The organism is Pseudolactococcus yaeyamensis (genome assembly GCF_054658615.1).
Genome location: NZ_BAAGGP010000003.1, coordinates 22,592 through 35,849, shown reverse-complemented (window position 1 = coordinate 35,849; position 13,258 = coordinate 22,592). Strand labels below are relative to the sequence as shown.

The following is a 13,258-nucleotide window of genomic DNA, read 5'->3' as shown; positions in this document are numbered from 1 at the left end:
AAATGAGAGTACTCGTATCATGTGCCAATGGTTCAGGCACCAGTTTAATGATGAAACGCAGCGTTGAAAAAGCTATGAAAACACTAGGGATTAAAATTACCAATATTCATCACTGCTCAATTTCGGAAGGAAAAGGGCAAGCAGGGAATTATGATGTTGTCTTTACCCCCCTGAATTTTGTTGAGATGTTTGACGGCGCTAAAGCAAAAGGCGTAACCGTTGTTGGGGTGAAAAACGTCATGAGCGCCAAGGAAATTCAAGAACGGATTGAAACGGAAACTGATTTAATCAGTCTTAGCTAGGAGAGTAGGATGACAAGACCAAATTTACAGGTCGCCTTGGATCATTCTGATTTACCAAGTGCGATTAAAGATGTTAAAAATGTTGGTGACATCGTAGATATCATCGAAGTCGGTACGATTTTATTACTCCAAGCAGGAGATCAGGCAGTCAAATGTATTCGTGCCATGTATCCAGATAAAAAAATAGTTGCAGATACAAAATGTGCAGATGCTGGTGGGACTGTGGCTGAAAATGTTCAAAAAGCTGGTGCTGATTGGACAACAGTGATTTGTTGTGCGACCATTCCTACCATGAAAGCGGCCGCAGAAAAAATAGAAGAAGTTCAAGTTGAGCTCTATGGCGATTGGACTTATGAACAGGCTCAACTATGGTTAGATGCGGGGATTTCTCAAGCTATCTATCATCAGAGTCGTGATGCACTTTTTGCAGGTGAAACTTGGGGAGAGAAGGATTTGACTAAGGTACAAAAGCTCGTTGACATGGGTTTTCGGGTATCTGTTACGGGGGGCTTAGATGTCGAAACCTTGAAACTATTTAAAGGGATGTCGATTTACACCTTTATCACTGGTCGCGGTATTACGTCGGCTAAAAATCCAGCGCAAGCTGCAACGGACTTCCTAGATGAAATAAAACGTATTTGGGGGAATTAAGATGCTAGGAATTTATGAAAAAGCACTCCCCAAGGCTATCTCTTGGTTTGAGCGATTGACTCTGGCAAAAGAACTGGGTTTTGACTTTGTTGAGATGTCGGTAGATGAGACAGACGAGCGAATTGCACGACTGGATTGGACAAAAGCTGAACGCAAGAGGGTACGTGATGCGATTTTTGAGTTGGATATGCCGATTCTATCCATGTGTCTATCAGCGCATCGCCGTTATCCATTAGGCTCAGCCGATTTGGAAAAACAGGCAATCGCACTTGAAATCATGACAAAAGCAGTTGATTTAGCAAGTGATTTGGGGATTCGCTCAATTCAACTGGCAGGCTATGACGTTTATTATGAGCCTAAAACAACGATGAGTCGCAATGCTTTCATCGAAAATCTTCAGAAATGTGTGACCATTGCTGCCAATAAATCAGTAGTCTTAGCCATTGAAATTATGGACGATCCTTTCATCAATTCCATTTCTAAGTTTTTGGAGATTAAGGCACAAATTCCGTCACCTTACCTACAAGTTTATCCAGACTTGGGCAACTTGTCCGCTTGGCCTGAAAATCTAGTGGGTTATGAATTAGAAAAAGGCATTGATGCGATTAGTCAAGTCCATTTAAAAGATACGCTTGCCGTGACTTCTGATTTTGGCGGAAAATTTAAAAATATTGAGTTTGGTGCAGGCTGCGTTGACTTTGTGGGCTGCTTGAAAACATTGAAACGCTTAAATTATTCAGGCTCTTTTGTCATGGAAATGTGGAGTGAAACGAGCGAGACGCCAGTTGTTGAAATCGAAAAGGCAAAGGCGATTGTGTTACCTTTCTTGAAGGAGGCGGGCTATGCTTAAAAATGTGAAGGCGATTGATCCACAAGTCTTAAGCGACATGAAATATCGCGTTTGGGAAGCTAATCTAACGCTAGAAAAGGCGAAATTAGTCGTTCTGACTTGGGGAAACGCAAGTGAGATTAATCGTGACTTAGGGATTATCGTTATCAAACCTAGCGGCGTTCCCTATGCGACGATGACGGCTGAACAAATGGTTGCGACCGACCTAGAGGGCAGTCTTTTAGAAGAAAATTCACTGAAGCCATCCTCAGATTTGCCGACTCATGTGTATCTTTACAAGCATTTTGCTGATGTTTGTGCCGTCGTCCATACCCATTCTAAATATGCGGTAATGTGGGCACAGTCAGGGCGTGATATTCCACCCTATGGCACAACACACGCTGATACTTTTTATGGGCCAATTCCGTGTACACGTCAATTGACGCAGGAAGAAGTTGAAACGGCTTATGAGCGAGACACTGGCAAGGTGATTGTTGAGCGCTTTGAAAAAGGTCAGATTAATCCGCTTGCCGTACCAGGTGTTTTGACCATTGGTCATGGGCCATTCACTTGGGGCGCAACAGTTGGAAAAGCAGTCGAAAATGCGATTGTCTTAGATGAAGTGGCACATATGGCAATGTTTACAGAGGTACTCAATCCCCAACATGATGAACTGCCAAGTTACATGTTGGACAAGCATTACTTTAGGAAACATGGGGTTAATGCTTATTATGGGCAAGGTTAAGCTGTGTTGTGCAATAGTATCAAAACGAGTGAGAAATTACTCGTTTTTTTTGTGAGTTTCGAATTAATCTGAAAGAGGTTGCCATGACATGATAAGAAGAGAGACATATCTATCTGATTTAGAACGTTTAAAAGACAAACGATTTATCAAAATTTTGACAGGTGTGCGACGGAGCGGAAAAACAACGCTTTTAGCCTTATTTCAAGAACGGCTAATCACCGATCAGGTTAGTCAAACTCAAATTCAATCCTATAATTTTGAAGATTTGGCACTGGCTGATTATCTGGACTATCGAAAGCTCTATGAAAAAATTACGGATAACTTGCAAGCAAATCAGATGAACTATATTTTTTTGGATGAGATCCAGATGGTACCTGAGTTTGAGCGCGTGTTAGATAGCTTATTTATCAAAGAAAATGTTGATTTATACGTGACAGGTTCTAACGCTTACATGCTATCAGGTGAACTTGCAACCCTGCTTTCTGGACGTTATGTCGAGTTGAAAGTTTATCCCTTATCTTTTGTAGAATTTTTCAGCGCTCTGGGCGGCGATAAAGCGACCATGTTTCAGCGCTATCTCGAATTTGGTGGCTTTCCTTATGCAACAGAAATTCCAGATGAGTTGACCTATCGAGATTACATTTCAGGTATCGTCAATACTGTCTTGAACAAGGATGTTTTGCAGAGAAAACAGCGCAGTGATGCAACATTGGTTGAACAATTAGCCAAATATTTGACGGATAGTTCAGGTAATCTAGTGACGATAAAGAAAATAGCAGATACCCTGACATCAATGGGACAAAAGACGACAAGTGATACCGTTTCAACATATTTATCTGGCTTTCAAGAAGCCTATCTCTTTTTTAGAGCAGACCGCTATGATATCGCGGGTAAAAAATATCTGTCGATCAACTCAAAATATTATCCTGTCGATCAGTCTCTGAGAAAAGTTCTTTTGGGCAATAAACGGCCAAACTTTGGTCATCGTTTGGAAGGTGTTGTTTATCTGGAATTATTACGCAGAGGCTATCACGTCTTTATTGGCAATATAGGAGAATTTGAGATTGATTTCGTGGCACAAAAAAATGGTGTCACCGAATATTATCAAGTATCACTTACTGTCGAAGATGATAGGACTTATCAGAGAGAAGTTCGCCCATTTCAAGGCATTCAAGATAATTACCGAAAGATTTTATTAACCATGGACAATGGTTCTTATAATCAGGAAGGGATTGAACAGTTTAACGTGATAGATTGGCTGCTAGAGTTATAGGGATAAAATAATGACAATCAGAAGACGAGCAGTGACGCTCTTTTTTTGATGGTCTATTTTATTGCATAATGTTCGTAGTAATTTACGATGTATCATAAAACATTCATTCATCACCTTCTGGATTATGATGCATCACAATCTATTGACAAAAATGTATGATTTTGTTATTCTACCATAAAGGAGTTGTGAGATGGCATATCTAAAACGTGAATCATATTTACAATTTTTAAGAGACTCAAAAGACAAACCTATTATAAAGGTTATTTCAGGGGTCAGACGTTCAGGTAAGTCAACCTTATTTGAGTTGTTCATAGCTGAACTACGTGAAAATGGTGTAAAAGACGAAAATATCATCCAGATTAATTTTGAGTACTTAGAAAACTATGATTTGCGAGAATTCCAAAAATTACATGACACTATTTTAGAACAGATGAGTCCAACGGGAAAAAATTACATTTTTTTGGATGAAATACAGCATGTTGTGCAGTTTGAATTGGTTGTTGATAGTTTATTTGTTAGAAAAAATGTCGATTTGTATATCACAGGGTCAAATGCTTATTTTTTGAGTGGTGAACTAGCGACAAATTTATCAGGCCGCTATATTGAATTAAAAATGCTACCCTTGTCACTAAAAGAATTCAAAAATTGGCATGATGAGAATCAGATTGACATAACCAAAGAAGCGCTTTATACGAAGTATTTAAAGAGTTCTTTTCCCTATGTTTTATTTACAGATTCGGATGCTGAAAGGCTGAATTATCTACAGGGGGTGTTCAATACCGTTGTTCTGAAAGACATTGTTGAGCGCTTAAAAGTTTCTGATGTGACAACGTTGGAAAGATTGATTCAGAGCATCTTTTCTTCGATTGGTTCAGAAATTTCAGTCAATAAAATAGTCAATACATTGGTCAGCAGTGGTACCAAATTAACAAATCAAACCGCAGCACGTTGGCTAAAAGGTATTTTAGATAGTCTGATTATCTACCAAGCTCGGAACTATGATGTGCATGGTCGTTCATTATTGACAACGGGGCAGAAATTTTATGTGGTAGATATAGGTTTGCGGCAGCTATTGTTACCTGACCATGTTGAAGATCGTGGTCATATCTTAGAAAATGTGGTCTATTTGGAGTTGCTACGGCGTGGGAATACAGTTTTTGTTGGCAAGACGAAAAAATACGAAGTTGATTTTGTTGCCATTCAGCCTAATGGAGATATTTCCTATTATCAAGTCAGCGAGACAACTTTGGATCCGAATACTTTGAACAGAGAACTGCGTTCGCTAGAAGATATTGATGACAATTATCCCAAGTATTTATTAACTCTGGATACAATCCAACCTCAGGCGAATTTTAATGGCATCATTCGAGAGAATGCAATTGATTGGCTATTGGGGATAGAAGGATAAATGAGTGACTATCAGAAAATGAGCAGTGATGCTCTTTTTTGATAAACTATTTTGTTAACATAAGATTTAGGATAATGGAGCTATCAAATAGAAATGTAGAAAATATTTGATATTTTTGTAGAATTGATAACTCCCCCAGAATTTGAAATCTTCAATTTTATATTTTGGATGGCTTTATAGCAACGTTTCTGAATTAAAAAATGTAGAAAAGCATTTTTACAAGCATTTTATGCTGCCCCATCAATTGTATTTGTATTTTATTGAATTCTATGATACATCATAAACTTCGAGAACTTGAGTAAATCATCTGAAACGTTATCGAATAATTTGTGTTATAATGAAATCACTTCAAATATAAGTAAACTACTTTTTGAAGTGATTTGAGTATAAACGTCTTTTGGAAGTTCATCAACTAAAAGATTTTTTGGATGTATTTTGTTCTAATTCGATTTTTAAAGGAGACAATATGACAACATTTGCTGAGCGTTTAAAAGAATTGAGAAAAGAAAAAGGGCTAACTCAAAAAAATTAGCCGAAAGGTTGGGAAGTCAACAAGGCGTTTATATCAATTGGGAGAACGCGAAAAGAGAACCTAAATATGATAAAGTAGTGAAAATTGCAAAAGAGTTGCAGACTACCACAGATTATTTATTAGGTTTAACGGATGAGCAAGAATTACCATGGAAAAAGTCGACATCAGAAGTCTATTATCAAGGGAATAGTTATCCAGTCACGGTACTACTTGAAAACATTGAACAGGAAAATATGATTCTTTTTCTTTCGATGTTGAATGAAGTGAATCAAGAAAAAGTCAAAAATTATATTTATGATTTAACAAACGAAGAAGATGAAAATAGAATAATAAGTTGTATCCATGGCGAAGATGAAACATTGTATGGTGCTGTAATTGATTTTGGAGAAGCATAAGCAAAATTGCTGATTGAGACAAAAAAGATTTAGCGAGTGAGGAGGAGACATAATGGATAATAAAAAGTTAGCTCAGCTAATTTATAGTGTAGCGCAATATGAAGGCTACAAGACATCTGTTTTACAAACGCAAAAGAATTTATCAACTCATAAAGCGGAATGGTTATTTTCAACTGAAAGCGACCGTTACATTTTTGAAGATTTGCTTAAAGCGATTCAATATGCATCAGGTCAAGAAAAAGTGACAGTTGAAGTTGTCAAAGGCATTAACGCTCAAATGAATTCTAAAATGAGCGGTCAACCTGAATCTCCTGGAGAACTTAGGAAAAATGTGCCAATTCATGTTGGCGACACACTTATAAATTAAAGAATAGCTCATTTGATAAGATGGGCTATTTTTGTCGCATAGTATTTCATATAATGAGTTTAATCAAGGAAGTAAATAGTAATTGAAAACCTTATTAGGCAATTATTTTTGTATCGTATGTTTAAAAATACGACAATAGAATTGGGAGAAAGAAGATGTTAGTTGAAGATGATTTGAAATTTTGGGCATGTGTTAAGGCAATCGCCCAAAATAAGTTTCCTCAAGCAATTTGTGATTATTTCATTGCACCTACCAGATTGCTTGGCATTACAGATGATCATGCTAAAATCTATCTTGCAAGTGATTGGCACAGAGAGTTTTGGGAAAAGCAGGCAGAACTCATAAAAACTGCTGGTTTTGAACTATTTGGCGCTGACATGACTTTCTCATTTTATTCCGCAGATACTCTCGAGCCTGAGGTGGAGACTGCAACCCAAATGCCTAATATTTTAGAATCAATAGAAATAACAAATAATCAGTCAAGTTCAGGTTTTTGTAAACTTTCTGAGCTTATCGAACAGAGTTATGACGAGATTGAACGCTTATCTAAGCTGAAAACATCAGTAACGAGAATTTCGACAGGTTATCCATCACTTGATAGTATGACATCAGGACTCCAAAAAGGAGAGTTAATCATTCTCGCCTCTTGTCCAGCTATGGGAAAAACATCTTTAGCCTTAAATATCGCATCAAATGTTGGTAAATTGGGTCACACAGTTGCTATCTTTTCACCAGAAATGGCGAGTAGAAATTTTTGTAATCGAATGATTTCATCAGAGGGATTAATTGAGACTGATGCTTTGGTAACAGGTAAACTAAGTGATGATGATTGGGGGAATTTGCTTATCACACAAGGTGAATTGGCTGATACAAATATCTATATTGTTAATACACCGATGATAACAATTACCGAAATTCAAGAACGCTCACGAAAATTGGCTCAGGAGCAAGGAAGTTTAGGGTTAATTGTGATAGATTCTTTACAGTCAATCTCAGGAACTGGTAAGAAAAGTCGCCAACAAGAGCTATCAGAAGTTTGTCAACAGCTGAAAAATATAGCACAAGAATTGGAAGTGCCGATTCTTGTGCTTAGTCAGGTCAGTAGAGATGTTGAGTATCGTGACGATAAACGTCCCAGAATATCAGATTTATGTGATTCAACCTCTATCGAACCATATGCTGACATGATTATTTTTATCCATCGGGATGCTTATTATCAAATGCCTGTTGTTCCTGATGTTGAAGTAGATAATAAAGCTGAGATTATTTTTGCTAAAAATTGGTCAGGAGAGATAGGAACAGTAGAGTTAATGTGGATCGGTAAATTTGCTAAGTTTATGGGTTTTGATTATGGAACCAAGCCATCTCCCTCTTTTCGGGTTGGAAAGAGAAAGGGTCATAGACGATGACATGCAAATGGACTGAGGAAAAAAGAGATAGAAACGACCACAGCACAATCAACTATAAAATGGCGATTGACCAGTCGACATTTTTAAATTTGCGTGTCATCCAAAATTGGTGTGAACTTGACGATTATCACATCACTATTTTTGATGAACTTCCTTTTAGGAAGAAAATACAAGCATCTGAATATAAAATATCGCTTGATAATTTGATTTACGATTACAACACCCAGCATAATTATGATTACTATGATTATTTTGATTGTGGTGCTGATTTTGAAGCAGAAAAACTACAAACGATTGCGGGGCAATTCATCGGTTATAGCCAAGAAACATCGTATTTGGGCTTGCGGGAAATCGTTTATTATTTTCAAGTCGATGAGCGTACTGTGTATTATGTAACCATTTCAAGTGGAAAGTCTTCTACTTTCTGGAACGAGCTGGTGCAACGATTATCGGAGTTTACATCGGATATTTTACGTTTAGATTTTCAGGCTATCTATTCATTAGTAGTCGGTCAGGGTGGTTTACATTATGTTGTGAGTGATAAAAAATATATCCCTTCACGCTATGCAGAGGACGGTGTAAAATTTGAAGATTTATGGGAATAAAGATGCCAACGGTAAGCTAGTCATCGTGGCGGAGTTATGGCCGAAAGAACGCATTGAGCGAGAGTTATTTGACAAATATAACCCTAAACGAAAAGAACGGCTTGCAAAAGCGCCAACCAAGAAAAATTAAAGTAACAACACATTTTCTGTTATAATAGAAATATCAAGAAATCAAGAAAGAAGCGCAATGAACGATTTATTTGAAAGACTCATGGATCAGCTTGAGATGCCTGCGGAAATTCGTCAGAATCCGGCATTTCGGGGCAATATTGACAAGGTTGAAGTTCATGCCATTAGTAAAGTCTGGCATTTTTATTTGAGGTTTCCAGCGATTTTGCCGATTGACCTCTATCGAGAATTAGCCTATCGCCTAGAGCGGGCTTTTTCAAATATCGCTAAAACGCAAGTGACGATTCTAACAGAGAATGGTCGTTTTGACGAGGGCTTGCTCAATGCCTATCTGCCTCTAGTTTTCGATTTACCCGGCTGTGACACGCCCAGTTTTACAGCGATTTTCAAGAAATATAAATTCATAGCGGCTGATGAATCTGCGATAGCTAAACTTTTAGTGGGCGATTTGTCAAATCTGGAATATGTTGTCAAACATTATTTTCCAGTTATGGCGAAACATTTTCAAGATTTCGGCTTCACGGACTTGCAGATTTTACCAGAGATTGACCATCAGCTGACGGATAAATTAGTCGCTGAGTATGAAAAAAAATCTGAGGAGGCGTTAGCGGATATTCTGGCTAACCAACCAGAAGCACCGTTCCAACCTGATGTGCCAACGCCCGCCTCAAAAGAAGCGGTCGCATCCCCTAATCACCTTGCGCTGGGCAGGGAAATTAAGGCGTCTGATACCGTGTTCCAAATGAAGGATGTCGTGACTGAGGAGGCAAATGTCGTCTTTGAAGGCTACGTTTTTGCGGCGGAGCATAAGGTCTTTAAGAACCGCACGACCGGTAAGGAAAGCCATATGTTGGAAGTCAAGATGACAGACTACAGTAGCTCTTTTATCGTCCAAAAATGGGGACGTAAGCCTGAGGAGCAGGCCATGTTTGATATGGTCAAAAAAGGCATGTGGATCAAGGTCAAGGGCAGTGTTCAAATGGACCAGTACAAGCATGAGCTGGTCATGAGTGCGCATGATATGATCGAAATCAAGGCGAAAAACATTCGTAAGGACCTCATGCCCGAAGGGCAAAAGCGAGTCGAATTCCATGCGCACACTAATATGTCGACCATGGATGCCATTCCAGATGTGTCTGATTTGGTCGCCCAAGCTGCGCGTTGGGGACACAAAGCCATCGCTATCACCGACCATGCAGGCGCGCAAAGTTTCCCACATGCCCACTCTGCCGGTAAGAAAAATGGTATCAAAATTATTTATGGGATTGAAGCTAACCTAGTCGAGGACAGGGTGCCAATCACTTATAATGAAGATGACAGTAACCTTTCAGATTCGACCTACGTCGTTTTTGACGTGGAAACGACCGGACTTTCTGCCGTTTATAACAAACTGATTCAAGTTGCGGCATCTAAAATGCACAAGGGAAATGTCATCGAACAATTCGACGAATTTATTGATCCGGGGCATCCCTTGAGTGAATTTACGACCCAGCTAACAGGGATTACCGATGACATGGTCAGAGGTTCTAAACCGCTAGAGCAAGTCTTAAAAGAATTCCAAGCCTTTTGTCAGGGCAGCATTCTCGTTGCGCATAATGCGACCTTTGACGTTGGCTTCATGAATATGAACTATCAGCGCCATGATTTGCCTGAGATTACACAGCCGGTTATTGATACTTTAGAGTTTGCGCGTAATCTCTATCCTGAAATCAAGCGTCATGGCTTGGGGCCTTTGACGAAACGTTTCCAAGTATCTCTCGAAAGTCATCACTTGGCCAATTTCGATGCGGAAGCAACGGGTCGTTTGCTCTTTATTTTCTTAAATGATGCCAAGGAGAGATTTGGCATTGAGCTGTTGAGCGATTTGAATACAAAAGTTGTAGATGCAGATTCTTATAAGCGGGCGCGAGTGAAACATGCTACGATTTATGCCAAAACTCAAGACGGTTTGAAGAATCTCTTTAAGCTCATCTCTTATTCAAATGTCAACTATTTTGCAGGTGTGCCTAGAATTCCCAAATCAGTCCTTGAAGCCCATCGCGAGGGATTGATCGTTGGGTCAGCTTGTTCAGAAGGCGAAGTTTTTGAGGCGGTTACCAATAAATCCTTTGATGATGCTTTAAAAGTCGCTGACTACTATGATTTCATCGAAATCATGCCACCGGCTATTTATCGTCCTTTGATTGCCAAAGAAACCATCAAAGACGAAGTGGAACTCCAACGGATTTTGCAAGATTTGATGCGGATTGCGGATAAACTGGGCAAGCCAGTCCTAGCAACAGGAAATGTCCACTATCTCGATCCAGAAGATGCCATCTACCGTGAAATCATCGTCCGTTCCCTAGGTGCCGGTGCTATCATCAACCGACCTGTTGGTCGCGGTGAACACGCCATGCCTGCACCATTACCAGAAGTCCATTTCCGAACGACCAATGAAATGCTGGACGATTTTGCCTTCCTCGGAGAAGAAACGGCGCGTCAGATTGTCATTGAAAACACGCAGAAACTGGCGGCGTCCTTTGACGTCTTGACACCGGTCCGTGACGACCTCTATACACCTTACATTCCGGAGTCTGAGGAAAAAATGGCTAAGTTGACCTACGAAAAAGCGCACGCCATTTACGGTAATCCTTTACCCGATATCGTCGATTTGCGGATTGAAAAAGAGCTGAACTCAATTATCGGTAACGGTTTCTCTGTTATCTACCTCATTTCTCAGATTCTCGTTGAGCGCTCTAACAAACGGGGCTACCTCGTTGGCTCACGTGGGTCTGTTGGCTCCTCATTTGTTGCGACCATGACTGGTATTACCGAGGTTAATCCACTGCCACCCCATTATGTCTGCCCAGAGTGCCAGTACTCGGAGTTCTTTACCGAGGGGCAATACGGCTCAGGCTTTGATATGTCGGAGAAAAGCTGTCCAGAATGTGGCCATAGGCTCACAAAAGACGGTCATGATATTCCATTTGAAACTTTCCTAGGTTTCAAGGGGGATAAAGTGCCCGATATCGATTTGAACTTCTCTGGTGCTGACCAACCGAGCGCCCATTTGGACGTCCGAGACATATTCGGTGAAGACTATGCCTTTCGTGCCGGAACCATTGGTACGGTTGCTGAGAAAACGGCCTTTGGTTTTGTCAAAGGTTATGAGCGTGACTACGAAAAATTCTACCGTGGCGCTGAAATTGAACGCCTTGCGGCAGGCAGTACAGGTGTTAAACGGACGACGGGTCAGCATCCGGGCGGGATTATCGTTATTCCGGGGTATATGGATGTTTATGATTTCAGTCCCGTGGCCTATCCAGCTGAGGACATCAATGCCGAGTGGAAAACGACCCACTTTGATTTCCATGCTATCCATGACAATATCCTCAAACTCGATATTCTGGGGCATGATGACCCGACCATGATTCGTAAGTTACAGGATTTATCCGGTATGGATGCCTCCACCATTCCCATGGATGATCCAGATGTCATGAAAATATTTGCCGGCACAGAAGTTCTGGGTGTCACGCCTGAGCAGATTTTTTCTAAGACGGGTACTTTGGGTGTGCCTGAAATGGGGACTAACTTCGTTCGTGGCATGTTGGAAGAAACAAAGCCTAGTACTTTCGCAGAATTACTCCAAATTTCCGGTCTCTCCCATGGGACGGACGTTTGGTTGGGCAATGCGCAAGAGTTAATTAAGCAAAAAATCGCCAATCTGGCAAACGTTATTGGCTGTCGGGATGATATCATGGTTTATCTGATTCATGCCGGGCTCAACGAGTCCATGGCCTTTACGATTATGGAGCGTGTGCGTAAGGGACTGTGGAATAAAATTGACGACGAGGAGCGTGAGACTTATATCGCTGCCATGCGTGACAATAATGTGCCTGAGTGGTACATTGATTCATGTAGTAAAATCAAGTATATGTTCCCCAAAGCCCATGCGGCTGCCTATATCATGATGGCCTTGCGTGTCGCCTATTTCAAGGTCCATATGCCGCTTTACTATTATTGTGCTTGGTTTTCGATTCGTGCCAATGCCTTTGAACTCAAGGTCATGGGCGATGGTTTAGATGCCGTCAAGGCTAAAATGCAAGAAATAAAGGCTAAGGGATTTGAGGCGAGCAATGTCGAAAATGCCTTATTTGGGACACTAGAACTCTGTAATGAAATGTTAGAGCGTGGCTTTAAATTTGGCAAACTAGACCTTTATCGTAGTGAGGCCAATGATTTTATTATCGAAGATGACACTTTGATTCCCCCGTTTTCTGCTATGGATGGCCTTGGTGGTAATGTCGCTAAGCAAATCGTAGAGGCGAGAAAAGAAGGAGAATTCCTCAGCAAAACGGAACTCAGAAAACGTGCGGGTGTTTCTCAAACATTAGTCGAAAAGATGGATGAAATGGATATTCTCGGCAATATGCCGGAGGATAATCAGTTGAGTTTGTTTGAGGATTTGTTTTAGAAAGACACTAGAACAAAAGTCTCAAAATAGAAGAATTGTATGAAATACGTTTTAACAAATGTTGATTTTATATGGTTTTTCTATTTTATAATTAACCAAAATATACTAGTTTTATAGTTGTTTCAGTCTCATTAAAGTAATATTTTTAATATTGGCATGA

General features: G+C 40.0%; 12 protein-coding genes. All 12 read left to right on the top strand.

All coding sequences use genetic code 11. The features are described from left to right. Positions 1 to 2 precede the first annotated feature (2 nt). The gene (locus tag ACYQ21_RS01235) at positions 3 to 302 is read left to right on the top strand and encodes a PTS sugar transporter subunit IIB (protein ID WP_460054304.1); all 300 of its coding nucleotides are present in this window, start codon (positions 3 to 5) and stop codon (positions 300 to 302) included. 9 nt (positions 303 to 311) lie between these two features. Continuing rightward, a complete protein-coding gene (locus tag ACYQ21_RS01230) occupies positions 312 to 953 on the top strand; it encodes a 3-keto-L-gulonate-6-phosphate decarboxylase UlaD (protein ID WP_460054302.1) in 642 nt (213 codons plus the stop codon). Then, positions 949 to 1,803 carry an L-ribulose-5-phosphate 3-epimerase gene (locus ACYQ21_RS01225; protein WP_460054404.1) on the top strand — a complete coding sequence of 285 codons (855 nt, stop codon included), beginning with the start codon at positions 949 to 951 and terminating at the stop codon, positions 1,801 to 1,803. The genes ACYQ21_RS01230 and ACYQ21_RS01225 overlap by 5 nt, the downstream gene beginning before the upstream one ends. Beyond that, positions 1,796 to 2,527, top strand: a complete 732-nt coding sequence (gene araD / locus ACYQ21_RS01220; RefSeq protein ID WP_460054300.1) for an L-ribulose-5-phosphate 4-epimerase AraD — start codon at positions 1,796 to 1,798, stop codon at positions 2,525 to 2,527. The genes ACYQ21_RS01225 and araD overlap by 8 nt, the downstream gene beginning before the upstream one ends. Before the next feature lie 88 nt (positions 2,528 to 2,615). Continuing rightward, positions 2,616 to 3,800 carry an ATP-binding protein gene (locus ACYQ21_RS01215; protein WP_460054298.1) on the top strand — a complete coding sequence of 395 codons (1,185 nt, stop codon included), beginning with the start codon at positions 2,616 to 2,618 and terminating at the stop codon, positions 3,798 to 3,800. 190 nt (positions 3,801 to 3,990) lie between these two features. Next, the gene (locus ACYQ21_RS01210) at positions 3,991 to 5,208 is read left to right on the top strand and encodes an ATP-binding protein (RefSeq protein WP_460054296.1); all 1,218 of its coding nucleotides are present in this window, start codon (positions 3,991 to 3,993) and stop codon (positions 5,206 to 5,208) included. 540 nt (positions 5,209 to 5,748) lie between these two features. Beyond that, positions 5,749 to 6,135: a helix-turn-helix domain-containing protein gene (locus tag ACYQ21_RS01205; protein WP_460054295.1), complete on the top strand. Its 387-nt coding sequence runs from the start codon at positions 5,749 to 5,751 to the stop codon at positions 6,133 to 6,135. Between the two features lie 52 nt (positions 6,136 to 6,187). After that, positions 6,188 to 6,502 carry a hypothetical protein gene (locus tag ACYQ21_RS01200; protein ID WP_460054293.1) on the top strand — a complete coding sequence of 105 codons (315 nt, stop codon included), beginning with the start codon at positions 6,188 to 6,190 and terminating at the stop codon, positions 6,500 to 6,502. A 155-nt stretch (positions 6,503 to 6,657) separates the two neighbouring features. After that, positions 6,658 to 7,911 carry a replicative DNA helicase gene (locus ACYQ21_RS01195; protein WP_460054292.1) on the top strand — a complete coding sequence of 418 codons (1,254 nt, stop codon included), beginning with the start codon at positions 6,658 to 6,660 and terminating at the stop codon, positions 7,909 to 7,911. After that, complete coding sequence (locus ACYQ21_RS01190) at positions 7,908 to 8,516, top strand: hypothetical protein (protein ID WP_460054290.1); 609 nt, start codon at positions 7,908 to 7,910, stop codon at positions 8,514 to 8,516. Before ACYQ21_RS01195 ends, ACYQ21_RS01190 begins: the two co-directional genes overlap by 4 nt. Further along, positions 8,497 to 8,646 carry a hypothetical protein gene (locus tag ACYQ21_RS01185; RefSeq protein WP_460054288.1) on the top strand — a complete coding sequence of 50 codons (150 nt, stop codon included), beginning with the start codon at positions 8,497 to 8,499 and terminating at the stop codon, positions 8,644 to 8,646. The genes ACYQ21_RS01190 and ACYQ21_RS01185 overlap by 20 nt, the downstream gene beginning before the upstream one ends. 57 nt (positions 8,647 to 8,703) lie before the next feature. Next, positions 8,704 to 13,098, top strand: coding sequence for a PolC-type DNA polymerase III (locus tag ACYQ21_RS01180; protein WP_460054285.1), 4,395 nt, complete (start codon positions 8,704 to 8,706; stop codon positions 13,096 to 13,098). Positions 13,099 to 13,258 lie beyond the last annotated feature (160 nt).

What these genes read in the sequence shown, in the direction of transcription:
- ACYQ21_RS01235 (WP_460054304.1), top strand. Translation starts at nt 3, where the DNA reads ATGAGAGTACTCGTATCATGTGCCAATGGTTCAGGCACCAGTTTAATG.
- ACYQ21_RS01230 (WP_460054302.1), top strand. Translation starts at nt 312, where the DNA reads ATGACAAGACCAAATTTACAGGTCGCCTTGGATCATTCTGATTTACCA.
- araD (WP_460054300.1), top strand. Translation starts at nt 1,796, where the DNA reads ATGCTTAAAAATGTGAAGGCGATTGATCCACAAGTCTTAAGCGACATG.
- ACYQ21_RS01215 (WP_460054298.1), top strand. Translation starts at nt 2,616, where the DNA reads ATGATAAGAAGAGAGACATATCTATCTGATTTAGAACGTTTAAAAGAC.
- ACYQ21_RS01210 (WP_460054296.1), top strand. Translation starts at nt 3,991, where the DNA reads ATGGCATATCTAAAACGTGAATCATATTTACAATTTTTAAGAGACTCA.
- ACYQ21_RS01200 (WP_460054293.1), top strand. Translation starts at nt 6,188, where the DNA reads ATGGATAATAAAAAGTTAGCTCAGCTAATTTATAGTGTAGCGCAATAT.
- ACYQ21_RS01195 (WP_460054292.1), top strand. Translation starts at nt 6,658, where the DNA reads ATGTTAGTTGAAGATGATTTGAAATTTTGGGCATGTGTTAAGGCAATC.
- ACYQ21_RS01190 (WP_460054290.1), top strand. Translation starts at nt 7,908, where the DNA reads ATGACATGCAAATGGACTGAGGAAAAAAGAGATAGAAACGACCACAGC.
- ACYQ21_RS01180 (WP_460054285.1), top strand. Translation starts at nt 8,704, where the DNA reads ATGAACGATTTATTTGAAAGACTCATGGATCAGCTTGAGATGCCTGCG.